General features: G+C 57.2%; 15 protein-coding genes. 5 read left to right on the top strand and 10 right to left on the bottom strand.

From position 1 onward, the window contains the following. Positions 1 to 36: 36 nt before the first annotated feature. A complete protein-coding gene (locus tag J8X26_RS06500) occupies positions 37 to 336 on the bottom strand; it encodes a hypothetical protein (protein ID WP_208950473.1) in 300 nt (99 codons plus the stop codon). 105 nt (positions 337 to 441) lie between these two features. Between J8X26_RS06500 and J8X26_RS06505 the strand changes: the two genes are divergently transcribed. Next, positions 442 to 588, top strand: coding sequence for a hypothetical protein (locus tag J8X26_RS06505; RefSeq protein WP_208950474.1), 147 nt, complete (start codon positions 442 to 444; stop codon positions 586 to 588). A 75-nt stretch (positions 589 to 663) separates the two neighbouring features. Continuing rightward, positions 664 to 876, top strand: coding sequence for a SymE family type I addiction module toxin (locus J8X26_RS06510; protein ID WP_208950475.1), 213 nt, complete (start codon positions 664 to 666; stop codon positions 874 to 876). A 51-nt stretch (positions 877 to 927) separates the two neighbouring features. Here the strand turns inward: J8X26_RS06510 and J8X26_RS06515 are convergent, their stop codons facing one another. The 3 genes from J8X26_RS06515 to J8X26_RS06525 are packed head-to-tail and all read right to left on the bottom strand — an operon-like array spanning position 928 to position 12,469. Then, complete coding sequence (locus J8X26_RS06515; protein ID WP_208950476.1) at positions 928 to 1,242, bottom strand: hypothetical protein; 315 nt, start codon at positions 1,240 to 1,242, stop codon at positions 928 to 930. Continuing rightward, positions 1,239 to 10,790, bottom strand: a complete 9,552-nt coding sequence (locus tag J8X26_RS06520) for a hemagglutinin repeat-containing protein (protein ID WP_208950477.1) — start codon at positions 10,788 to 10,790, stop codon at positions 1,239 to 1,241. The genes J8X26_RS06515 and J8X26_RS06520 overlap by 4 nt, the downstream gene beginning before the upstream one ends. A gap of 20 nt (positions 10,791 to 10,810) precedes the next feature. After that, entirely contained in the window at positions 10,811 to 12,469 is a 1,659-nt protein-coding gene (locus J8X26_RS06525) for a ShlB/FhaC/HecB family hemolysin secretion/activation protein (protein WP_208950478.1), read from the bottom strand. 350 nt (positions 12,470 to 12,819) lie between these two features. Between J8X26_RS06525 and recC the strand changes: the two genes are divergently transcribed. Genes recC through recD form a run of 3 tightly spaced genes read left to right on the top strand, consistent with a single transcriptional unit; the run spans position 12,820 to position 21,985 of the window. Further along, positions 12,820 to 16,266 (top strand): exodeoxyribonuclease V subunit gamma, encoded by a 3,447-nt coding sequence (gene recC / locus J8X26_RS06530; RefSeq protein WP_208950510.1) that lies wholly within the window; start codon positions 12,820 to 12,822, stop codon positions 16,264 to 16,266. Next, positions 16,263 to 19,940 carry an exodeoxyribonuclease V subunit beta gene (recB, locus tag J8X26_RS06535; RefSeq protein WP_208950479.1) on the top strand — a complete coding sequence of 1,226 codons (3,678 nt, stop codon included), beginning with the start codon at positions 16,263 to 16,265 and terminating at the stop codon, positions 19,938 to 19,940. Before recC ends, recB begins: the two co-directional genes overlap by 4 nt. Beyond that, positions 19,937 to 21,985: an exodeoxyribonuclease V subunit alpha gene (recD, locus tag J8X26_RS06540; RefSeq protein ID WP_208950480.1), complete on the top strand. Its 2,049-nt coding sequence runs from the start codon at positions 19,937 to 19,939 to the stop codon at positions 21,983 to 21,985. Before recB ends, recD begins: the two co-directional genes overlap by 4 nt. Here recD and J8X26_RS06545 read toward each other — a convergent pair. The 6 genes from J8X26_RS06545 to J8X26_RS06565 all read right to left on the bottom strand — a co-directional run bounded on the left by J8X26_RS06545 (position 21,982) and on the right by J8X26_RS06565 (position 25,392). Next, positions 21,982 to 22,224: a hypothetical protein gene (locus J8X26_RS06545; RefSeq protein WP_193333085.1), complete on the bottom strand. Its 243-nt coding sequence runs from the start codon at positions 22,222 to 22,224 to the stop codon at positions 21,982 to 21,984. The two genes, recD and J8X26_RS06545, sit on opposite strands and share 4 nt — an antisense overlap. Positions 22,225 to 22,425: 201 nt before the next feature. Further along, a complete protein-coding gene (locus J8X26_RS27875; RefSeq protein WP_280118823.1) occupies positions 22,426 to 22,557 on the bottom strand; it encodes a hypothetical protein in 132 nt (43 codons plus the stop codon). Positions 22,558 to 22,633: 76 nt separating this feature from the next. After that, complete coding sequence (gene yniD / locus J8X26_RS06550; protein ID WP_095923072.1) at positions 22,634 to 22,741, bottom strand: small membrane protein YniD; 108 nt, start codon at positions 22,739 to 22,741, stop codon at positions 22,634 to 22,636. Between the two features lie 25 nt (positions 22,742 to 22,766). Continuing rightward, on the bottom strand, positions 22,767 to 22,916 hold the full coding sequence (locus J8X26_RS06555; protein ID WP_165056865.1) for a hypothetical protein: 150 nt from the start codon (positions 22,914 to 22,916) through the stop codon (positions 22,767 to 22,769). A gap of 98 nt (positions 22,917 to 23,014) precedes the next feature. Beyond that, entirely contained in the window at positions 23,015 to 24,244 is a 1,230-nt protein-coding gene (locus tag J8X26_RS06560) for an MFS transporter (protein WP_208950481.1), read from the bottom strand. Further along, on the bottom strand, positions 24,241 to 25,392 hold the full coding sequence (locus tag J8X26_RS06565) for a serine hydrolase (RefSeq protein ID WP_152324602.1): 1,152 nt from the start codon (positions 25,390 to 25,392) through the stop codon (positions 24,241 to 24,243). Before J8X26_RS06565 ends, J8X26_RS06560 begins: the two co-directional genes overlap by 4 nt. Positions 25,393 to 25,481: the final 89 nt, after the last annotated feature.

Genomic DNA, 25,481 nt, shown 5'->3' on the forward strand with positions numbered 1-25,481 from the left:
CGCTACAGGATCGGGAATGTGGTGATCTGATCCTGATTACGGCCAAAAGTTCGATTTATTCAACAAAGCCGCTTCAAGCTGGATGGTTGTTACCTGAAGAATAGATAGTTCGTTCTGTTCTTCCGGAGTTAAGCCGCCATTAACACGTGCCTTTTCTAATAACTCGTTTGCACGTTTGGCATATTCAGCCTGTATAAGGCCAACTTCGTTAGCCTTATCTACACAGTTCTTGGAGCCTTTACATTCAACAACACTTTCATGTTGTTCGGCATTAATTTTCTTGTACTTATCAATAACGCCGTTTTCACAAGCAGAACTACCCTGGCACTGCGCCATCTCCTGAGAACGTGACTTGTTTTCAGCAACACTCAGCGCATTATTCTCAACGTCACTTCTGACTTTCTCTTATTCGAACCGGGCGAACGTGAGCCTGAAGATGATATGAAGTTACGTTTTGAAGCGCTGGCGGCGATGTCTGTCGAAGACCAGGAAGTGGCTAAAGCGGTACTTGATGCGATGATTGTAAAAAGCCAGGTCACACAGACCGTGGCGCGCGTCAGCAAAGCGACGGCTAAAGGAAAGAACTAATGTAATTAGCGCGGTCAGTCAGTGTTACGAGCACTGACTGACCGCTCATCACCACCAACTATCGAGGAGTTGATCATGACTGAACGCGATTCTACGTCAGAACCCGCCACACCCCAAGCCCGTCAGAGTATTGTGGGTTATCGCCCTAACCACGGGCAACCCGATCCGTATCCGCAGATCACCCTCAAGGGCCGCTGGCTCGGGCAACTCGGTTTTACTACGGGGCAGAAGCTGGAGGTGATCACACAGCCGGGACAGCTGATCATCCGGCTGGCGACTGAAGCGTAATTAGCTGACGTATAACGTAAAATCCCGCCAACAAGGGCGGGATTTTAATGACTAATAGAAGTCTGGGTCTATTCGACCTTCCGCTTTCAGGATCTCAAGAAAGCGTTTGTAGGATACCTCATCCAATCCAAGTAAATCATCCAGCAGTTTCTCTTTGATCAGGGCCCAATGGTAAATTCCACATGCATTATTATGAAAATAAACCGCCTCAAAATTTAAGTCAGAATCAATTACAGTAACTTCTGACGCTTTATACGCTGCAAGCCCGCCATAGTTTCTTGGGAATCCCAAAAACACAGTTTCATTTCCAAACCAATAAATTGAGAATATATCGATTATCTCACCGTCTTTTTCTTGTAATTTCATTTAACTTTATCCTTTATTGAATCGATCACTTTAGACGGATCTGCCTGTATTCTTTGCGGTGTTGTAATTTTCATATCATAGGCTTGCCCAGTATTAGAGTTGTACTGGTAATGTATTGTTATTGTTGAGCCATCCGCGAGTTTTTGCTTTGCTTCCATCTTTTGGAATCCTGCTGACTGAGGGAAACGAGGATCATTATTCATTCCCTCCAATTTAACACCACCTGTAGGATTAGCCTTAACCCCATTCCACAAGACTTTCTCATTCAGATCTCTCGGGAACGGATTCTGTATCCCCTTAGCCGTCGTGATGTATTCTGCATTATTGATTAACTGCTGCTGCTCTTTTGTCAATGAAGACAAACCAGATGTTGAGTTGCTACTGAGCGGTTTATCGACTGTCAACGCTATGATAACTGAGGCAAGGATCCCTTTATTGAGATTGTTTTCATGCAGTTGCGTGTTATTCGCTATAGGTTCCAGTTCTGAGATGGAATAAGCTGCCAGTTCCTGACACTGCGCGGTACATTCTGGTGAAGCAGCAAGAGCTTTTAAATCTGCCAGTGCACCTTTCTGATCTGCTATTGATATTCCAGTAGATAACGCCTGTTTCTGATTCTCTGCATCCCGTTTTTTCAGGTCTGCCAGGACTTGTTCCTTCTCAGCATCAGTCTTCGCAGCGGCATAATTCTCAGTGAAGGTTTTGATGTCCTTATCACTCAGATAATTATTCTCAACCTCATTCTTCCCAGCCTTCGCCCCATCAATCGCCGAGCTAACATCTCCGCCAACAACGCCGCCTACGATCCCTGAAGCTAAGGTGGCCAGAGCCACAACACCTTGTTTTTCCTCATCTGTCAGGTCTTTGATGTCTTTGCCCGGATAGAGCTGGTCGGCGATGTATTTCGCGCCTGCGGCGGAAAGCCCCGCGCCCGCAGCCCCGGCTGCCGCATTTCCGCCCTGCATTTCGGCGACGATGGCGCCGGCGAGGGCGTGGCTGATGATGCGTTCGGCACCTTCGGCGGTGTTATTTTTGATGAACTCGGCCATGTACGGCGCGGCGGCTCCGGCGACGGCGGAACTCCAGTCGCCGCCCGTCAGGCCCTGTATGGCGGCAGTGATGGCCTGAATCGCCTGCTGTTTGTAGCTGCCGGTGCCGTATTCGTTCATCGCCGCTTTGTAGGCGTCGGTATTTTCCAGCGTTTCGTTGTAGGCGTCCCACTCGCTTTGCTCTGCGCCTTTGGTCGGCGTCGGCGGCAATTTGCCTTCTTTTGCCAGCTGCTCCTTGGCGGCTTCCTGCGCGGCGATTTTGCCTTCGGTGCGTACGATGTCCGCGACCTGCGAGCCGATCTGCGCGATGGCGCGGTTTTCGTCGATGTGCTGCTGTTCTTTTGCGGCGTCGAAAATCGGGGCGAGGGTGCTGTGCGCGTTGTCGGTGTCGCGGCTTAAGTTGGCGATATCCTGTTTTTGTGCGTTCGGGTCGCGGATAACAATCGTGCCACCGGCGATGGCGGAGCCGGTAGTGCTGGAGGCTGAACCGTCGCCGTTGAGCCCGGCGAGCATGGCGTTGGCCATGTTGCCCATGAACTGCGACGTTGAGTTGCCGCTTGAACTCATGCTGATACTGCTGCTGTCGACGCTGTAGCTCGCTTCGTTGTGGATGTCGTTCCAGCCGAGCGTGCCGGTGTCGAGGCGGTTTTTGTCGGCGCTGGCACCGGAGGCAATGACGCCGCCGTTGAGCTGGGTGTGATTGCCAGCGGTGATGTCGAACCCGCCGTTGCCCGCGAACATACCGCTCTGGTCGGTGACGCTGGCGTAGTCCGAGTTCATTTTGTCCTGCGACAGGCTGATGTAGCCGCTGCCGCCGCCGCCGCCCCAGGTAAAGCTGCCGCCCGCGGCGGCGCTTTGCTGCTTCGAATCGTAGTGGTCGGTATCCTGCAAACTCTCAATGATCAGGTTGTGGCCGATGTCGGCGGTGATTTGTTCACCGGACACCTGCGCGCCTTTAATGTTCAGGTCGTTACCGGCGCTGATGTTGAGGTTCCCGCCTGCGCCCACTTCTGAGTTAGTCCAGGTGGTGCCGTCACCGTGGTTTTTGCCAGCGGCGGCGTTGACGTCGGCGAAGACGCTGATCCCCGCCTTGTCATTACTGACGCCAAAACTGATGCCGATATCGCCACCGGCGCTGGAGTTTTTACCGGTGGTTTTTTGGGTGTTATCCGCAGCCAGCAGGTTGATGTCGTCGGTGGCGAACAGGTTCAGGTCACCGTCGGCTTTGACTTTGCTGCCAATGACGTTGAGATCGCCGTCCCGCGCTTCAATCGTGGCGTTGCCGCCTGCCATCACCGTGGAACCGGTGGCGGCATGCTGATCGGTGATCTGCTCGGAGCGGCTTTCCTGATGGCTGATGGACGCGGCAATGCCGATAAAGCTGTTATTGCCGCCGTTGTTGCCGTCGAGCTGCGTACCCTGATACGCCTGATAACCATTCAGCGCGGCTTTGATGCCGTCGAGTGCTGCCATGCGTCCGCTGTCGTCGTCACTGGCGCTTTGGGCGGCGGTGTAGCCGCTGTTTACGGCGCCACCGGCGCTACCGGCGAGGGTAATGTTCAGACCGGTAGTTTTTTGCTCGAAGGTTTCTTTGCGGTGAAGCGCGTCCTGACCGGGGTCGATCTGCACGTTTTTGCCGCTGATCAGCATGTCTTCGCTGGCGATAATGTCTGAACCGCTGACGTGGAGATTGTTGCCCGCCATCACCGTGACGTCGCCGCCAAGGCTGCCGACGGAGCTGGCGCTCTGGCTTTGCGTGGTGCCGTCTTCGTTGACGCGGTGGCTGGTTTCAGTGGTGCCGATGGTGAATCCCAGCCCGCCGCCGCTGAACAGGCCGCTCTTTTTCTTCTCGTCGAGACGATAGGACGACTGCTCTTCGGTGGACGCCAGAATGTTAATGTTGTTACCCGCCAGCAGGCTGACGTTGTGATCACCGATAATGCTTGAGCCGTTGACGTTGAGGTCATGGCCTGCGGTCATCGAAACGTTGTCGCCGCCAAGTTCCGAGCCTTTCTCGTGAGTGGCGTAATCCTCGCGCACCGTATGAGTGGTGGTTTTGGAGAACATTCCGCCCGAGGTTTTGGTCTGTTCGAAGAAGGAATAATCGCTTTCGGTGACGCTGTTCAGGGTGATGTCGCGCCCGGCGGTGACCGCCAGATTGCCCGTGGCATCGACCTGTGCGCCGTTAAAGGTCGCGTCCTGGCCCGCCTGAATATGGGTGTTTCCACCGCTTACCAGTTCGGTGCTTTGCTGGCGAATCGTCTCTTCGACCTGCTGCTTTTTGTTGCCGTGCGATTCGCTATAGCTGCTGATTTCTTCTGCGTTGAGATTGATATCGCGACCGGCGGCCAGCGTGGCGTCTTCCCCGGCTTTCATGCTGGCTGCCTGAGAATTGAGGTCACGCCCCGCGACCAACGCTAAATCGCCGCCCGCAGTAATCGTGGTGTTATCCACCAGATCGAGACGCTGTTCTGTCTTGTTGGTTTTGCTGTGTGCGTTCTGTTCCTGCGTTTGCAGGTTAATGTCGTTCCCGGCTTTGAGCGCCGCATCGCCTTCTGCGGTGACCTGGCTGGCACTGATATTCAGGTCATGACCGGCCTGCATCGCGAGATCGCCGCGGGAAGAAATCTGGCTGGCCTGCGTGTCGCTGCTTTCGGTCAGCGTATTTTTACCGCGTGAACTGTGCTGTTCGAGGTCACGGGTCTCAAGCGCGGCGATATTGATATCGCCCAGCGCCTGCAGGGTGAGATCGCCGCCTGAAGTGAGGTTTGCCCCGGTGATGTCGATGTTTTTACCGGCGTACATCGTCAGCGAGTCGCCTGCGGATATTGATGCAATATCGCCGATGTCGGTGTGCGAGAAGGCAAGGCTGTCGCGACCGGATTTTCCGCTAATGCTCCACTGGTTGGTCAGCGTCTGGTTAATGATGCTGCCGTCGTAGCTGATAAGTTGTACGCCCTGACCGCTGAGACTTGAGCCGATGTTGCTGATATCGCCCGTCGCAAACAGGCTGAGATCGCCACCGGCTTTCATCAGGCCCGCGTCGAGGTTATCGATCGTGCTCTGGCTGGAGACGTAAAGGCCGCTGTTGGCCTGCAGGGTTGAACCGCTGTTGGTGATGCTGCCACCGGCCAGCCCGACGTTGTTCCCGGCGATGACGCTGCCGCTGGCTGGCGCGACATCTTTCGGGGAAAGATACAGTCTTGGCACCAGCACGTTCTGGCCGTTTACGACGGCGTTTTCCCACCACAGGATACTTTTATCCAGCGAGGCGATTTGGTCGCGGGTCAGTGCGACGCCAAATGCCAGCCCGAGGGATTGCTGTGCGCTGGCGGCGTTGTCCATCAGGTATTGCATCTGCGCCAGATCGGATCCGAAACCGCTGATATAGCGGCTGCCGGTGGCGTTGATTAATGCGTTGCTGACGTAACGGGTATCAAAAGCCGCATCGCCCAGGAAACGATAATCGTAGTCCGGGTGAAGATTGAGGCGGTCGAGGAAATACGCCGAGCCGATAAAGCTGTTTTCATCGGTGTACTGGCGTCCCGTCTCGCGTGGGACAACCGGCGCCGTCATGCCCTGCATGGCATAGATTTCGTTGAACAGGTTGTTATCGAGTTGCCCGAGTCCGTCCAGTTTCGGGTTGGTGACGATCAGATACGGGCTTTTCGGATCGGCATTAATGACGAAATAACCGTTGCTGCTGGTGGGCAGCGGGTAATCACCGGTGTTGAGCGCTGTGCCGCCGCCCAGTGCCTGAATCGTATCTGCAACGTGGTCGCGCCACTGCGGAGAATTGATATCCGTGCCGGAGGTCTGCGGTAAATCCTGCATTTTTTCACCGGCAAATTCCGTCGGTGCGCTGAGGGTGCTGAGCGCCGGAGCCACCAGATGATGGCTGATGCTGCCCGCGCTGGCGGTGGTGGTGGTATTGCTGATATCGCTGAAGAAATTAGCAATCAGATTGCCACCGGCCTGAATAACGGCGCGGTAGGAATATCCGCCGTTGCTCGTTTCATAAACCGGTGCGCCCGAAAGCTCGAAACGCAGCGTGCCGGAAGAGGCGAACTGATTACCGTATTCCGAGGCTGAAATTCCCTCACGGCAGCCTGAAGCTTTCGTGCACGTATAGGAATAAGTCTGGTACTTCGAAACTGTGCCGGTCTCGAGAGAGTTGTTGTTCAGCTGGCCGCCGCTCAGCGACATGTTTCCGCCCGCAAGAATATCGCTGGCGTTGTTATCCAGCACGCTGGCCTGAACTGTGAGATCCCTGCCTGCCGCAATTCTGCCCGCGCTGCCATCAGCGTGAGCCGTGACCGATTCGTCACTGACTAATACTTTCTGGTTGGCCAGAGACGGGCTGACCACAACGTAATAATAGGTGGTGCAGTGGTCGTTCACGCCGCCGCCGCACAGGGTGCCCTTATCAAAACTCAGGGAATCCGGGTCGAGATCCCGCCATAACACATCGATATAAGCCTGATCGCCGGAAACATAGTCGTGGGTTTCTTTGGAGAAACTCAGCCCGTCCCGCTCATTAAGCAGATGCCCGGTGTAAATACTGATATCACCGTGAGTGGTCTCGATATTGCCTGAACGGTTTACGACTTCGGTATTCGCGCTGCCGCGGGCATCTTTCATCATCCACAGGCTGTTGCCCGCCAGAATGTCGCCTTTCAGGTTGCGGATGGCGTCCGCGAGTAGCGTCATGTCGCTGGCGGAATAGAGCAGGGCAGTGTTGGTCAGTGTGCTGGCGGCGCTGAGCAGCAGGTCGCCGGTGGTGCCGATAAAGCCGTTGTTGGCGATAGCGCCGCGGCTTGTCAGGCTGACGTCGCCGCCCGATTGCAGGCTGCCGTTATTGGCCTGAGTGATGCTGCCCGCATTCACGGTGAACGCGCCGTTGCCGCCGGTCAGGATGCCCTGATTGCTGAACATCCCGCTACTGCTCAGGGCAACACTTTGCCCCTGCAATGTACCGTTTTGCGTGAAATCGCCTTCCGTGCTGACGGAAAGATTATTTCCCGCCGCCAGCGTGCCGTTCTGAGCCAGCGCATCCAGCAAGGTGAGGGTGATGTTGCCCAGCGCGACAATCTGACCGGACTGGGTCAGGGCGCGGCTGTTAAGCGTGATATCACCGGCGCTGAACAGTTTGGCTGCGGCGCTGTTGCTGAGATTTTGCGACTGAATATTCAGGCTTTGTTTGGCGAAGAGTGTTCCGTGATTATCTATAACTGACTGATTCAGCGATAAATTTTCGGCCTGAACGAAGCCGGTGTTCGTCAGGTCCCCGCCGGTGAAGAGTGATTTTCCCTGAGCAATCAGGGTGCCGCTGTTGGTCAGTGTGTCCGCGACATTGATGTTCTGGCTGTCGCTTTGCAGCCATCCGCTGTTGCGAAATTGCGGGGCGCTGAGGGTGAGTACTCCGCCGGACAGCAGGCGTCCGAGGTTATTCCCGCTTTCGGACAGGTTGAACGTAGCGTCCGTTGTGCCTTGAGCGATACCGGCGTTCGTGAAGCTGGCTGCGCTCAGGTTCAGTGAGCCGTCACTGAGCATCAGGCCGCTGGCGCGGTTATGCGCCTGACCGGAAAGCACCAGACTGGCGGTTTCGCGGGCCTGAAGCGTGCCGTCGTTGGTGAGCGTACTCGCATGCAGCGCCAGCGTGCGGGTCTGCAATTGCCCGGCGTTATCCACGGTTGCGGCATCAATGCGGGTCAGCCCGTTGCTTTGCAGTTTGCCGGACGCCTGTTGCGTCAGGTTACTTTGCAGGGTGGCGGTCAGGCTGTCGACGCCGGTGATTTCACCGCTGTTCGTTAATGTTCCGGCGGTAAGCGTCAGGTTTCTGGCGATCCATTGCCCCTGATTACCCGCCGATAACGCCTGAATAGCCGCCGCGCCGTTCGCGATCAGTTTGCCGCTTGTGGTGTTGATGAAGGTATTGGCGAGGCTGAACGTCAGCGCATCGGCGCTTTGTACGGTGCCGGTATTAGTGAAGTCCTGCGCATTGAGCAGAACGTTTACTCCCTGCCAGACGCCGTCGTTACTGACGTTTCTGGCTGTCACGGACAGCGAGCCCTGCGACAATACCGAGCCTTGCGCGGTGTTGTTCAGATCCTGTAACAGGTTCATGGCCAGGGTTTTCAGCCCGATCAGCGTGCCACTATTGGTCACCGCGTCGCTGCGGATATCCAGCGCGCTGGCCTGTACGCTGCCCTGATTGCTGAACGCGTTGCTGTTCAGGGTGACGCTGTCGCCCTGAACAATACCATCATTGCTGAGCTGGCTGGTGTTTAGCGCCAGCGACTGGCCGCTGAGCAGTCGTCCGCTGTTCCGGTTACTGAGCGTCGTGGCGCTGATCGTCAGACCGCCGGTTCCCTGAATTGTGCCGGTATTTTCGAGGCGCTCCGTGCTCAGAATAAAATCATCCGCCAGCACCAGACCGGCGTTGGTGAACTGCGGCAGCGTCAGTTTCAGCAGGCCGCCGCTGACAATCTGCCCGTGGCTTAGGTTACTGATCGCGCCGGTATCAAATTGCAGCGCGCGGTTGCCCTGCAATATGCCGTTATTGATGAGGTTTTTCGCCGTCAGATGGATGTCATCGGCCACCACGTTGCCGTCGTTGCTGATCTGTTGCGCGTTCAGGGTGACGCTGTGTCCGGCGGTTTGACCGCTGTGCGTTAATGTTGCGGCGTGAACCGTAATATCGCCTTTGGCGGCCTCCGTGCCCTGTAAATCCGCCGATTGGGTTGCGGTCAGAGACAAGTCTTTTTGTGCCTGCAACTGCGCGGTTTTGCCGGTGATAACGCGGTTGCCAGCGCTGAGCGTCAGTGAGCCCAGTGCAGCGAGTTGTCCGTCGATTTGCGCGTCAGTCAGGGTCAGGGCGATGTCGCCGTCACTGGTGAGTAAGCTGCCGTTAGCGCTGGTAAAACGGTCGCCATTGAGTGAAACGTGCTGGCCGCCTTTTGCCATTCCCGCGAGTGCGAGCGAACCGGTGTTGAGAATAAGATTACGGCCTGCAAGAAGTTGCCCGGTGTTTGCCACCGTCAGCGCGTTGCCGGAAAACGTCAGATCCTGCTGTGCGCTGAGAATTCCGCCGAGCTGCACATCCCTCGCATTGAGCGCCAGAGAGCCGCCCGCCAGCGTATGTCCGCCATTATTGAAGGTGTCGAGATTCAGGGCCAGATCGCTTTGCGACTGCACACTTCCCAGGTTGTTAAACGCCGTTCCGCTCAGGGTTACGCTGCGGTTGGCGGCGATTTTGCCCTGATTCGTCAGCGTCGGGCTGCTGATGCGGACATCCTGCCCGGCGGTGAGCTGACCTTTCCAGTCGGTGTTTTTGCTCTGCGCCAGTTCGACGTCGCGCTGTGCATCAATTTTCGTTGCGGCATCGGTGGTCAGTTCGCTGCTGGCAAGGCGCACGTTCTGGCCCGCCGTCATCTGCACGCCGTTCGCCACTAACTTGCCGCCGCTGGTTAGGGTGAGATTTTCGTTGCCGGCAATCGTGGCGTTTTGCAGCTGAACGTCGCCTCGTCCGGTGAGCGCCACCGACTGTGCCTTATGGCTGCCGCTGAGCTGGATTTCCTGTGCGGTGGCAGTGAGATTGCCCGCCGCGGCGCTGTTGCTGAGCGTCAGTTTTCCGCTGGCATCCAGCAGCATATCGCCTTCGCGGGCGTTGATATTATTGAGGTTGACGCCCACGCCCGTTTCGCTGGAAACCAGCCGGATGCGGTTGGCGTACATTCCGCCGAGCGCGCCGGTATCGATGGCGACATGCGGGGCATTGCCCTGACCGGCAACTGGCGTGACGTTGCCGCGCGCATCGACGCGGTTGGCCCCGGCGATCACGGTCAGATCTTGGGCGCTGAGTTTGGCGTTAATTTCCGTGGCGCGGGAAATCAGCGAGAAATAGCCAGTCTGGCTGGCGTCGAGCCCTTTGCCTTCGACGGTGATTGCGCCCTGCGTGACGTCAATGGACTGAAGGTTGCCGTCGGCACCCATAACCGGTTTGCCGGTGGTCAGCGTGGCATTGGGCGTATTAATAAATCCGCAGCCGTTACAGGTGATCCCGTACGGGTTGGCGACCATCACGCTGGCGTTTTTGCCCGCGACTTCCATGTAGCCGTTGAGCTGCGAGCGGTTCGCCGAGGTGACTTCGTTGATGATGGCTTTGGCTTCGTTACCGGCTTTCAGGTTGGGATTGTTCTGAATCAAACCGCCGAGCTGGCTTTGGGTCAGGCGGTCCGTGCTGTTATTGAGAATTAACCCTTCGCTGCCCACGTTGAAATTCTGGTACTGGTTATGCGAAACGCCCGCCTGATTAGGCGTGGCGATGTTAACAACCGGCACGCTGTTGGCGGCCTGATCGACCTGCGTCGCCCCGGTTGCCGCCTGTACACCAGCGGCCAGCGCGGGCATTACCGGCTGGAAAACAAGCAGCGAACTGAGCGCATAAGTGGTCAGGCGACGCCACGCAGAAACGGGCGGTAACGTAGAGTTTTTCACGGTCGATATCCTTATCGGAGTTACAGCACGAAGTTCAGGCGGTAATAAACGGCAACGCGGTCAGGGGCTAAATCACCCGGATAACGCAGGGGCCAGCCGACGGTAAACTGGCTGGAAAAATAACGTGCGCTGCTGTTCAGCCCGACCGCACCACCCCACAGCGTGCCCGCTGCATTGATGTCGTGGTTATCGTGATGCAGGTAGCCGCCGTCAATGGCGGCCACGGCGGTGATTTGCCCGAACAGCGGCGCGGTGAACAGCGCGGTATTGAGTTCATTGCGCCAGTAACCGCCGTTATCGCCAGACAGGTATTGTTCTTTGAAGCCGCGCACCGAGCTTTCGCCGCCGAGGGTCAGCCGTTCGCTGCCGTACAGACGGTCGCCGGTCCACTGCCCGTAGGCGCTGGAAAGAAAGGTGATTTTCTGACTGACCGGCCGGTAGAAACTGCCGGAAACCGACCATTTGGAGAATTCTGCTTTGGGCGCATCCGCGGGTTTATGCTGATCGTCTTCCGCCCCTAACCACGGCACGCCGCGCGAGAAGGTCGGGTTGAGCGTCGACAGGCCGCCGAAAACTTTCTGGCTGTGATTAATCCCGACATTCACGTTGCTGAGTTTGCGGCTGCTGCTGGCAAGCGGTGCATCGTTAAGATAATTGCGCGCCATGTTGTTGCTGATGCCCAGCAAAACGCCGGTTTTGATATCGCTGTTACGAAACAGGACGCGGGAAAGATTCACCCGGTGCGTTTGCGAATCGCCGGAAGAGCGCCAGCCAAAGCCACGCGAACTGACCGTGCTGAGATAATCGCTGTAGCTGTAACTGTAATTGAGCAGCCAGTAGCCGTAAGGAACGCTCATTCCCGCCTGTACGCTGCGGGCATCGTGAGAGCTGGAAAAATCACTGCTGCGCGCACCGCTAACAAACCATTGATCCGCCAGACCTAACACATTGCTGGCCGTCAGCGAGCCGTTCATCTGGCCAGTTCCGGTACTTTTCTGGCCGCTGTTATCAAACCCTGCCCCGGCAGTGACTGGGAACTCCGGCGTTGCCGTCAGATTCACCACGGAAAAGCCCGGCTGCTCCGCCGGTAAGATTTCAATCTGCACCGGATTTTGCCGCAGCCGGTTGATTTGCTCCATTCCCTGTTCAATGTCGCGCAGATTAAGAATTTTGCCTTTCAGACTGGGAAATGCCATTGCCAGCATACGGTCATTGCGATGATCTAACTGAATATCCTGAAGCTTTCCTTCCATTACCCGGATATTTAACTGCCCCTGCGAGAGATCTTGCTCCGGCAGGTAGGCGCGGCTGGTGATATAACCCTTCCTGATATACTCATCAGATATTTCCTGCACCAGTTGGGTAATATTCTTAATGCCTAAACACTTTCCAATAAACGGCGCGGTCAGTGCCTCTTTTTCACGTGCAGGCAAATGTTCCGCCCCGGAAACGGTGATAGTAGAAACGGTAAAACAGTGAGCGTCGTTCAGTTCTGCGGGTTTCTGTACGGGCGCGGAGAGCGGCTGGCCCTGTTCGAGATCTTCACGTTGCAGCTGTTCCTGCTGGAGCCGCCCGCGTTGTTGCTGCTCAATCGAATCTCTGTCCGCCGGGCTGAGCGGAGCGGCATGCACAGAAAATCCGGCAAAAACTATTGCCAGAAATGAGAACTTAACATTCACTGTAAATATCCTTATTTACGAATTTATTATTTTAAATTATGAAATGAGATAACCAAACGGCTTTATATCAGGAAGTGATTAATTGTTCAAAGTTGTTTCTGAAAAAAACGCCTAAAAAAGTTTCTGACTGGAAAAGTCTTATTTACGATTCGGATTTTATTTAATGAGCGATATATTAATATTGATAAGTCAATTAAATAAGTTATCAGCATGAGATATTCCGAAATAAGGTGACGACTTTTCCGCACCGGCAGAACCGGCCTCTTTTGCTTTCAATCCTTTCCAAATCAACGCAAAATCTGTCTTCTTGAGCGGTGACAATAAGGGATGCGGGCGTGAATTCAGGTTTGATGGTGTTACACGGAAATCACTCAGAGGCGCTGAGGGATATTCTGGTGTCGTGGATGGCGGCGCATCCGCTGTCTCCGCTGGAAAACGAAGTGATTCTGGTGCAAAGCAACGGGATTAATCAGTGGCTGAAACTGGCGCTGGCGCGCGATGTGTCCGAAGGCGGCTGCGGGATCGCGGCTGCGCTGGATATCAAATTACCGGCGCGCTTTTTCTGGCAGGTTTACCGCGCGGTGCTGGGCAAAGATCAGGTGCCGGATTCGTCGCCGTTTGACCGCCCGCTGCTGACCTGGCGGCTGATCCGTCTGTTGCCGGAATTACTGCCTGAACCGGTTTTTGCTCCGCTGGCGCGTTTCTTAAAAGACGACGGTGATATGCGTAAGCTGCATCAGCTGGCGCAGCGTCTGGCGGATTTGTTCGATCAGTATCAGGTTTATCGCGCCGACTGGCTGGAAGACTGGGGCAACGGGCTGGACGTGCTGCGCACCAGCCGCAAAGGCAGTGAGCCGTTGCCGGAAAACCTGCTGTGGCAGCCGCAATTGTGGCGCGCTTTGCTGGCCGATGTGCCTGAAAGCGAACGGGGGACCAGCCGCGCCGCGCTGCATCAGCGTTTTCTGCAACATGCCCAAACCATTCCTGAAGACGAGCGTCCGGCCGGTCTGCCTGCGCGTCTGATTGTCTTCGGGATCTCTTCGCTGCCGCAGCAATCATTAGAAGTTCTGGCCGTGCTGGGCCGCTGGACGCACATCTTTATGTGTGTGCATAACCCGTGCGAACACGACTGGAGCGATATTATTGCCGATAAAGATCTGCTGCGCGCGGAACGTGCGCGTCAGCGACGTAAACCGGGCATGCCGCAGGTGATTGCCGAAGGCGATTTACACCAGCATGCACATCCGCTGCTGGCGGCGTGGGGCAAGCAGGGGCGCGATTACATCGGCCTGCTCAATGAATATGACAACCACGAATCCTACGCGTCCACGCTCGCGCCGGTGATCCCGCGCATTGACCTGTTCACCTCCAACGGCGAAGACACTTTATTGCATCAGTTGCAGGAAGATATTCTGCAACTGCGGCCGCTGGCGGAAACGCAGAAAAAATGGCCGGAGATTGATACGCTGAAAGACGAATCCCTGCGTTTTTCGATTACGCACAGTGCCCAGCGAGAAGTGGAAGTGTTGCACGACCGCCTGCTGGCCGCGCTGGCCGCCGATCCGACCCTGAAAGCGCGCGATATCATCGTGATGGTGCCGGACATTAATGGCTATGCGCCGCACATTCAGGCGGTGTTTGGCCTGATGGAACGCAGCGATCCGCGCTATATCCCGTTCACCGTGGCCGATCAGGGGCCGCGTCAGAATAACCCGCTGCTCGGTGCGCTCGAAAGCCTGCTGACGTTGCCGCAGTCGCGTTTTGCCGTCAGCGATTTACTGGATTTACTCGATGTGCCGTCGGTGCGTCAGCGATTTGGCATCGGCGAAGAACAGTTGCCGCTGCTCCACCGCTGGATAAGCGCCGCCAACGTACGCTGGGGGCTGCATGCGGAACAGCGTCAGAGTCTGGAACTGCCGCTATCGCCGGAGCAAAACAGCTGGTTCTTCGGTCTGCAACGAATGCTGCTCGGTTACGCCGTCGGCAGCGGTGACGCCTGGCAGGGCATTGAACCGCTGGACGAAATCGGCGGGCTGGAAGCGGCGCTGATTGGTCCGCTCTCGCATCTTTTAAATTGCCTGGATGAAACCTGGCGTCAGCTGTCTGAACCTGCGCCGCCGCAGGTGTGGGGCGAACGTTTGCAGGCGTTGCTGAGCGGTTATTTTGCCGAAGATGACGGCGACGACGGCTTTATTTTAGTGCGTCTGCATACCGAGCTGGAAACCTGGCTTCAGGCCTGTGAAAGCGTCAATCTTCAGGCCGAATTGCCGCTGTCTGTCGTGCGCGAACACTGGCTGGCGCAGTTCGACCAGTCCGGCCTGACGCAGCCATTCTTTGGCGGTGCCGTTACGTTTGCCACACTGATGCCGATGCGCGCTATTCCGTTCCGCCATGTCTACCTGCTGGGGATGAACGACGGTGATTACCCGCGCAACCGCGTGCCGATGGATTTTGACCTGATGGGGCGTGATTACCGGCCGGGAGACCGTTCGCGCCGTGAGGATGACCGTTATCTGTTCCTCGAAGCATTGCTGTCGGCGCGCGAACGCCTGCATATCAGCTGGGTCGGGCGCAGCATTCACGATAATACGGAACGTCCGCCGTCGGTGCTGGTGGCGCAACTGCGCGACCATCTGGCCGCGGGCTGGAAAGCACAGAACGACAGTGATCTGATTCATGCGCTCACCGCCGAACATCGCCTGCAACCCTTTAACCGCGATTACTTCAGCAAGGGCAGTGAGCTTTTCAGCTACGCCCACGAATGGCGCGCCGGAATGGACGCGGGTATCAGCGCAGATGCGCCGCAGCCATTGCCGCCGGTCGGGCAAGAAGGGGCGCTTACGCTGCGTCAGCTGGCGGATTTTCTGTCCGATCCGGTGCGCAGTTTCTTCCGCCAGCGGCTGAATATTTACTTCGAACTGGAAGATGCGGGAAGTGAAGATCAGGAGCCGTTTGATATCAATGCGCTGGAAAACTGGCGTTTGCAGGACGAACTAATCCGCGCGCAGAAATGGGCGCTGGAGGCCGGAGAGTCGCGTCAGGATATTTTGCGTCAGCAGCTTGAACGCATCGAACGGCGCGGTGAACTGGCACCGGGCGAATTCGCCGCCGTGCTGAGTGAAGATCTCGCCGAGCCGATGGAGACGCTGTTCGCCAGTTATCAGAGCGTGCTTGATGAATGGCCGCAGACGCTGGCGAATGAAGCGCTGAGCGCTGAAACCGCAGGCGTGATTGTCTCGGACTGGCTCGGGGATTTACGTGCGAACGCCAGCGGGGATCGCGCCCGCGTGGTGCTGGAAAGCATTGGCATCATCAAAGACCGCAATTACCGCCTTGACCGTTTGCTTCCTTATTGGGTCGCGCATCTGGCCGCACACCTCGGCGGACAGCCGATGCACAGCATTATTATCAGTAAAAACGGGACGGCAGAATTACCGCCGCTGGAGATTGCCGACGCGCAGGCGCTCTGGGAGCAACTGATCGAAACCTGGCAACAGGGACAATTAAGGCCGTTGCCGCTGGCGGTCAAAACGGCCTTTGTCTGGCTGAAAAAAGACGGCACCGCGCAAAGCCTGCCGGACAGCGATGCCGGGCTTGCGGCCCGCGACGCCTATGAAAATCACGATCCCGCCAATATGAAATTTGGTGAACGCGACAGCAATCCGTATCTGGCACGCGCGTGGCCGGATTTCGCCACGCTGTGGTCCGGCGGCGAATTCGCCGAACTCGCGGATAAACTGCTGGCACCGCTGAAAAATCATCTTTCCCGCAGCAGCAAAAAAGGAGCGAAAGAATGAAGGAACGCATTTTTCCCTCTGCGCTGAATGTACTGAATTTCCCGCTGACAGGCAGCCGCCTGATTGAGGCCAGCGCAGGGACGGGTAAGACCTTCACCATCGCCGCACTGTATGTGCGGCTGGTGCTTGGTCACGGTGGCGGGAACGCGTTCGGCCGCCCGCTGACACCGCCAGAAATTTTGGTGGTGACGTTTACTGATGCCGCGACCAAAGAGCTGCGCGACAGGATCCGCGAACGCTTGTCCAGAGCGGCGGCGTGCTTTCTGGAGGATCCGGACCAACCGTCGGCAGGCGACGAATTTTTGCTGAATCTGCGTGCGGAATATCCGCCGGAAGAGTGGGCGGGATGCGCGCGTAAGCTGCAACTGGCGGCGGAATGGATGGATGAATCAGCGGTCTCCACCATTCACGGCTGGTGTAACCGCATGCTCGGTGAACATGCTTTTGACAGCGACAGCCTGTTTACCCAGACGCTGGAAACTGACCAGACCGAACTGCTGATGAACGTGGTGCGCGATTACTGGCGCAGCTTCTATTTTTCCCTATCGGAACCTGACATCAGGACGCTGCGCGCGTGGTGGCGTTCGCCGGAAGACCTGCACAAGAATGTCTCTCCGCTGCTGGAATACGCTGAGATGCTGGGTACCGACGAAACCCCTGCTGTCATTTTTGAGACAGTGAAGCAGCAAAAAGCCGCAGAGCTGAGCGAGCTGAAAGCGGGCTGGGTGCAATGGATAAAGGAGTTGAAAATCCTCTTAGATGATGCGTCTGCTAAAAAATTGTTAAATGGGACCAAACTCCGGCCTGCCTATTATGATCCATGGTTCGACAAGCTCCATAGTTGGGCTACTTCAGATGAAATTAAACCTGAGTTAAATAGAGGCTGGGAGCGGTTAACTAATGCGGGTCTTAAAGATGCGTGGAAGGGCGAACCGCCTGCGCATCCGGCGCTGACGGCAATGGAAACGCTGAAAGCGCGTCTGGAAACGTTGCCCGATGCCCGCAGCGGCCTGCTGCAACATGCCTGCCGCTGGATTGAAAACCGTTTTGACGTCGAACAGAAAAAACGGGCGCAGATGGGCTTCAACGATTTGCTGACCCGCCTTGACGCCGCGCTGCGCAGCGATAACGGCGAACGGCTGGCGGAGATTATCCGCACGCAATTCCCGGTGGCGATGATCGACGAATTTCAGGATACCGATCCGCTGCAATACCGGATTTTCGACACCGTTTACCGTGTGGCCGAAAACGCGCCGGAGCAGGGGCTGATCCTGATCGGCGACCCGAAACAGGCGATTTATGCCTTCCGCGGTGCCGACATTTATACTTATCTGCGCGCCCGTCGTGACACCGGTGGACGTCACTACACGCTGGCGACTAACTTCCGTTCTACCCGTGCGATGGTGGCATCAGTTAACAGCGTATTTTCGCTGGCCGAAGACCGTACTGCCGGAGAAGGTGCATTCCTGTTCCGCCGTGGCGATGAAAATCAGGTGCCGTTCCTGCCGGTGGACGCTCAGGGACGCAAAGAAACCTGGGAGATTGACGGAAAAGAAGCCGCGGCCATGGCGTTGTGGTATCCGGAAAATCAGACCGACGCGCTGCCGAAAACGCAATACGCCCAGCTGATGGCCGAAGGCTGCGCGACGGAAATTGTCCGTTTGCTGCGCCTCGGGCAGCAGGGCGTGGCCGGTTTCAGCCAGCCGGAAAAACCGTTTAAACCGGTCGAGCCGGGAGACATTGCCGTGCTGGTGAATACCGGGCGGGAAGCGACGGCGATCCGCACGGCACTGTCCAAACGCGGCGTGCGCAGTGTGTACCTTTCTGACAAAGAATCCATTTTTCAAAGTGCGCAGGCGGGCGAATTGCAGTTCTGGCTGGCGGCCTGCGCCGCACCGGAAAACGATCGTCTTCTGCGCGCCGCGCTGGGCACGCCTTCGCTGCATTTGAGCTGGGAAGCGCTGGATCGCCTGAATCAGGATGAAAACGAGTGGGAACGCTACGTTCAGCAGTTCCAGCAACTGCGTCTGTGCTGGCGCAAACAGGGCATTTTGCCAATGCTGCGGCGTCTGATGTGGGAGTTTGACGTACCGCGTCATCTGCTCGCGCACGGCGACGAAAGGGCGCTGACCGATTTGCTGCACCTTTCCGAATTGCTGCAACAGGCCAGCGTGCAGCTTGATGGCGAACATGCACTGATCCGCTGGCTGGCGGAGCAGTGTCAGGATGAAAATCAGGGCGGCGATGCGCGCAAGCTGCGTCTGGAAAGTGACGCAGCGCTGGTGAAAGTGGTTACCGTACATAAATCCAAAGGGCTGGAATATCCGCTGGTGTTCCTGCCGTTTGCCTGCGCATTCCGTGCGGTGAAAAAACAGGATTCGCCGCTGAAATGGCATACGCCGGAAGGTGAACTTGAAATTGCGCTGAGCGCCACGGAAGAGCTGCGCGAGCTGGCAGACCGCGAACGTCTGGGCGAGGATCTGCGTAAATTCTACGTGGCGCTGACCCGCTCGCGTTTCGCGCTGTGGCTCGGCATGGCGCCGCTGAAAGAGTTTGAGAAAAGCGCGCCGGGTTACCTTTTTCACGGCGGCGAACCGGTTGAGGCTGAAGAGTTGCCCGCCTGTTTGCAGGCGCTGGAAACGGAAAATATTCAGGCGTGGCCGCTGCCGGTGCCGGTCGGCGTGGTGTACCGCAGCGAGCAGGCGTTGCCGGAGCTCGGGCCGCGTCCGCCGTTGCGCACGCACAAAGGCCCGCGCTGGTGGGTATCGAGTTTTTCTGGCCTGCAAATCGCGCCGGCCGGTACTTATATTGTGCCGGAAGCGCTGAACCGTGAACCGCCGGTTGAAATCGAAAGTGCCGCGCAGGACAGCTTTTTAGAAGATAAAAAGTCAGAGAACAAAGAGCCTGCCGACGGGCTTTTGCAGCCGATGACCGGTGAGAATTTATATGCTTTCCCGCGCGGGCCTGCGCCGGGTAATTTCCTGCACGGTTTGCTGGAATGGGCGGGCGATGAAGGTTTTGCCGCACTGGCGGAAAACCCGGAGCGAATCGCCGATCAGGTGGCGCGGCGCTGTAATACGCGTGGCTGGGAGCAGTGGATTGTTCCGCTGACCGGCTGGCTGACCGCGTTGCTGACACAGCCGCTGGCGTTGCCGGGCGGAGAGAGTTTCACGCTGGCCGCACTGCCGCCATATCAGGTGGAAATGGAGTTCTGGTTCTCGCTATCGCAGGTGTCCACGCGGCGTCTTGATACTGTCGTTCAGCACTTCACACTTGAGGGCGCAGAGCGCGCACCGCTGCTGGCGGAAGAGCTTAACGGCATGCTGAAAGGTTTTATCGATCTGGTATTTGAGCACAACGGGCGTTATTACGTGCTGGATTACAAATCCAACTGGCTTGGCGATGATGCCACCGGTTATGACCAGACGGCCATGACGCAGTCGATGCGGGATCACCGTTACGATTTGCAGTTCACGCTCTATTTGTTTGCGCTGCATCGTTTGCTGAAATCCCGTTTGCCGGATTACGACTACGATCGCCATATCGGCGGTGCGGTGTATTTATTCCTGCGCGGCAGCCACGCGCCGGGCAACGGGGTCTGCGTCCAGCGGCCGGATAAAGCATTAATGGAAGAACTCGACGTTCTTTTCAGCCGCACTGAGGAACGCGCATGAAAATCAACAGCCGTGAAGATATTTTAAAACTGCTGGCCAGCTGGGTTGAGTGCGGCTGGCTGCGTGAACTGGATCGCGCGCTGGTGACGTTTCTGGCAAAGGAAGTGCCGGATGCACACCCGCTTTTATTACTGGCGACGGCGCTGACCAGCTACCAGCTGGGGCGCGGCCATGTGTGTCTGGATTTACAGGCCACGCTGGCGGACAGCGCGTTTTCGCTCTCGCTTCCGCCCGATGGCGATCACTCCGATGGCGCGATTTCCCGTCCGTCGGCGGTGCTTGACGATCTGAGCCTGGAAGAGTGGATGGCGGCGCTGGTGAACCCGCAACTGGTGGGCAGCGGCGATGGCAATTCGCCGCTGGTGCTCGCCGGACATCGCCTGTATCTGCGGCGTTACTGGCAGTACGAGCAGAATGTGCGCGAGGCCGTTGAACAACGCCTGAGCTGCACACAGCTGAATGCGCTGCCTACTGAATCGCTGCGCATGTCACTCGATGCCCTGTTCCCGCAGGCCGGAAATGCAGGGCAGGTGAACTGGCAGAAACTGGCATGCGGGCTGGCGGCGGGGAGTGCGTTCAGCATTATTACCGGCGGCCCCGGCACCGGGAAAACCACCACGGTTGTGCGTCTGCTGGCGTTATTGCAGGCGCTGGCGCTGGAAGAGAACGGCCAGCCGCTGCGTATCCGGCTGGCTGCGCCGACCGGTAAAGCGGCGGCACGTCTGAACGAATCGGTGGCCGGCGCGGTTTCCCGGTTAGATCTGCACGCGCTGAACAACGGCGATGCGGTGCGCGACAGCATTAATACCGACGTGGTGACGCTTCACCGTCTGCTCGGCAGCAGACCGGATACCCGGCATTTCCGGCATCATGCGGGTAATCCGCTGATGCTCGACGTGCTGGTGGTGGACGAAGCGTCGATGGTCGATCTGGAAATGATGGCAGCACTGCTGGCCGCACTGCCGCAGAATGCGCGCCTGATCCTGCTCGGCGATAAAGATCAGCTGGCCTCGGTGGAAGCCGGTGCGCTGCTCAGCGAGTTATGTCAGCGCGCCGGCAGCGGGCACTATCTGCCACAAACTCGTGACTGGCTGCAAAGCGTGACGGGGGAAAAAATCCCGGATGCGCTGGTCGATCCGGCGGGAACGGCGATGGATCAGGCCGTGGTGATGCTGCGCCACAGCTACCGTTTTGATGCGCAAAGCGGCATCGGACAGCTGGCGGAAGCGGTCAACGACGGCGATGTCAAAGCGCTGAAACGGGTCTGGAAACAGGGCTATGCCGATCTTGCTCAGCTTACGCTTAACGCGGATGACGATACCGAACTGCGTGACTGGGTCATTAACGGCGCGGCGGGGAGGTTTCCGGCTGCACAAAGTCGCAAAGGCGTCGAGCCGCCAGTCGGTTATCGCCATTATCTGAACGTGATGACAGATGAACGTCCGGCCGATGATGCGCCGCCGGAAGCGTTCAGCGCCTGGGCGGCGAAAGTGCTGCTGGCGTACAGTCAGTTTCAGCTGTTGTGCGCTTTGCGTGGCGGACGCTGGGGCGTGGAAGGGCTGAACCTGCGGATCGCGGAAATTCTGTATAAAGACGGGCTGCTGAAAGCATCGGTCGGTTGGTTCCCGGGGCGTCCGGTGCTGGTGACGCGCAACGATTACAGCCAGCGGCTGATGAACGGCGATATCGGTATCACGCTGGAAATTCCTCACCGGCTGGTGGATGGTTCCGTGGTGCCGGTGCTGCGCGTGGCATTTTTGACCGGCGACGGCACTCAGGATATCCGCTGGGTGATGCCGGGGCGGTTGCAGGCAGTCGAAACGGTGTTTGCCATGACAGTGCATAAATCGCAGGGTTCTGAATTTACCCATACGGCGCTGCTGCTGCCGGACAATCTCAGCCCGATCCTGACACGCGAGCTGATTTACACCGGTATTACCCGTGCGCGTCATTGGTTCAGTCTGGGATGTGTGGGGGGAATTAACGCGGTGCTGCCGGAAGCCGTTCAGCGCAGGGTGCTGCGCGCCAGCGGGCTGATTAATTAAAACTCGTATTCGTGCATTTTTGCCGGTTTACGCAGCGGGCGGGCTTTCGGGCCCGCGACTTTCGTGGCTTTATGCGGATCGCCCGCAACAAACTCCAGCGTCGGCGAGTAGTAAAAAGGCAGCCAGCCGCCGTAGCCATTCTCCCACTCCCAGCGAACCGGGCAGGGCCACAGAATGTCTTCGAACATAATGTAATAGGTCCATCGCCCGTGCGGACGACGCGGTTTGCGGTTATTCATAAGCAGACGGTCAGGCTCTTAAACATCACGGGGTATATTTTCGCCTGCACGGCATCAGGTTTCAAGCCCGCTGGCCGATTTGTTGATTATTTAATCAGCAAGACGTGACCAACAGACGTTCAGTACCGCAGCGGTTAGCCTGAATCAGGGCAAGATATTTGGGCAGGAAGGGCGGAGTGAAAACTGAAATACGGAATAAAGTCAGGGGCGGCGCATTTCTTCCAGAAAGATGAAGAACTGGCTGATCCGCAGGCTGATACTGCCGATATCAAACAAAACCATTCCCCAGACGATCATGATCAGGACTAACAGAACTTCTGCCAGACGGAACATGCCGCGTTACCTCCTTGTATTCACACGGGAAATAACTTAACTCAAATTGATAGTGTGGACAACCCGTCCGGGGAGATTATCCCCAGATCATGGCGGCCCAGCGGAGGAGCATCAGCGCACCACAGATGCAAAGAAGCACCACCACCATTTTCCAGTGTTTGGCCATCATCCGTTTTGTCACCATTTTTCCTCCCTGTTTTGGGGGGCATTTAGCCCGCCATATGCTGATCGACATAGTGAACAACATGTTCTTTGAGTTCTGGCACCGTCTGATCGGCGAGCCATTCGAAGGCCATCAGCAGCAGGGCTGCTGTGGCCAGAACGGTTAAGAACAAACCCGCTTTTTTACGCGCTTCCATGGATCTCATTATTTCTAATTTGCCTGTTTTTTACTCTACCAGAACAGGCCGGGATCCGGGAAGAATTCAGGCGTCTGGTTCGGGAAAGGTTTAAGAAATTATACCTTTTGTGCCTTTCCGAAACTTTGATCCTGCGCCTGATGCGCGTGAGAATGCCGCGGGCCGGGCCTGAAGCCCTGTTTTCTGGCACACCAGGCAATCAGTAAACCGGCGACCAGCAGAATCTGCATTACCCACGGGAAGACACCAATCCCGGCGGTTTCCAGCAGTATTCCGCCGGACAAACTGCCGCCCGCAATGGCCAGATTCCAGGCCACCACGACCATCGATTGCGCCATGTCTGCGTGTTCACCTGTGGCATCGGCAATCGCTGTTTGCAGTAACGTCGCCGCGCCGCCGAACGTCAGCCCCCACACCGCAACACACAGCGTCACGATGAGCGCGGAGTGGCTGCTGAGCGCCAGCACCAGTGAGATCACCGCAAACAGCGCCAGGCTGGTGAGCAATGTCTGGCGCAGACGTTTATCCACCAGCATGCCGGTCAGCCCGATTCCCGCCAGTGCGCCAATGCCAAACACCAGCAGGATTTGATCCGCATGACCGGCCAGACCGGAGAGCCGAAGGAACGGCACGATGTAGGTATAAAGCAGGTTGTGGGTCAGCATCCACAGCAGGATCACCGCCAGAATGCTGCGCACGCCCGGCATCTGAATGACCTGTCGCAGCGACTGTCGCTCTCCGGCTTCCTGACCGGGATAATCCGGCACCTTGCGCAGCACCCAGACCACCAGCAGTAACGTCATCGCAGACATCACTCCGAAGGCCATCCGCCAGCCGAGCAGCGTACCCATCCAGGTTCCCAGCGGCACGCCAACCGACAGTGCCACCGGCGTGCCCACCATGGCGACTGACAGCGCGCGCCCCTGCTGATGTGCGGGTACCATGCGACGCGCGTAGCTGGCCAGTAATCCCCACGCCAGTCCGGCGGCGGCACCGGCCATCCAGCGGGCAAACAGCGTCAGGGCAAAATTCGTTGAGAACGTGGTCAGCGTGTTGAAAATCAGGAAACCGGCGATGGCCGTCAGCAGCGCCGTGCGGCGGTTCCAGCCCCGCGTCAGGGCAACCAGCGGCAGCACGGCCATCAGGGAACCGGCGGCATACGCGGTAATCATCTGACCTGCCATGGCCTGCGACACGTCAAGGCCATCGGCAATTTGCGGCAGTAATCCTGCGGGCAGCGTTTCCGTCATGATGGCAATAAAACCGGTCAGCGCCATCGCCAGCAAGGCGGAGAGCGGAAGCGGCGTCTTTTTCGGTGTCTGATTCATGACTTCACTCCATATACCGCATCGCGTAATTCATTTACAAAAGCACCCGACATCCCTTCGTACAATGTGTTGGTGAAGGCGACAACGCTCAGCCCGGCGGCGCGATCGACAAACCAGGAATGACCGTAAGCGCCGCCCCAGCGCCAGGTGCCGGAGGATTCCGGCGACGCAGCTGCCTGCGGATCGCGCAGGACGGAAAAGCCCAGTCCGAAACCGGTGCCCGGCATGTCCGGCAGTTCAAGGCCGCCGGTCTGGTCGCGACCCATTTCATCCACCTGCACCGGTGTCAGTAACGGGTATCCACCCTGACGAAGCATTTCCAGCATTTTCATCACGTCGTGCGCGCCGCTGATCATTCCGGCTCCGGCAGACGGGAAAGCCTTTGCATCCAGCGCCCTGAGAGGCGAATACGCGATGCCCACGGTGTCTTCGAAGGCGGCGACCTTTTCGCCTTCCTGCAAGCGGTGAGGCACGGGGGAATCGCTGACATACGGCGTCGCCAGTCGCGCCGGATTGGCGGTATAAAACGCGGTGTCGTTCATGTCCAGCGGGCCGGTCAGCAGGTTTTTCACCACGTCGCCGAGCGGTTGCTGACAAACCTGTTCAAGCATTGCACCAAGCACGTCTACAGCAAGGGAATATCCCCATGAGGTGCCCGGCGCATACAGTAAAGGGACAGCGGCCAGACGACGCAGGTTTTCCTCCAGCGAAATCCCGCTGTTATCCATGCCGTCAGAAACACCGGCAAGTGCATACGGACCCTGCTCATCAGGCTCGAAAAAGCGGTAACTCAGGCCGGCTGTATGGCTTAATAAATTTCGCACGGTGATCTGCGCGGGCTGGCCACCGGCAAGGGAAGGGGAAAATTCCGGCAGCCATGTCTGAATATTGTCATCGAGCGCCAGTTTACCTTGTGAAACTAAGATCATCGCGACGGTTGATACGATGGGTTTGCTGACTGACGCCAGACGGAACAGCGTATTTTCTGTCATTGGCCGCCCGGCCTCGCGGTCAGCCAGCCCGGCGGCGTGGTGATAAATCAGCTCGCCTTGTTTAGCGACCAGCACAACGGCACCCACAAGGCGTTGTGAGGCGATCGCCGTTTCAATGACGAGGTCGAGGCGGGATTTCAGCGTGGAGGAATTCATGGTGTTATCTCAGTTTCTGAATGTGTTAAATCACGATAGAGAACTCCTCAGTACGGAAAAAGTAGGGTAGATTTCCAGAATATACGGAC

The organism is Rahnella sp. ChDrAdgB13, from assembly GCF_017655185.1.
Taxonomy (GTDB): domain Bacteria; phylum Pseudomonadota; class Gammaproteobacteria; order Enterobacterales; family Enterobacteriaceae; genus Rahnella; species Rahnella contaminans.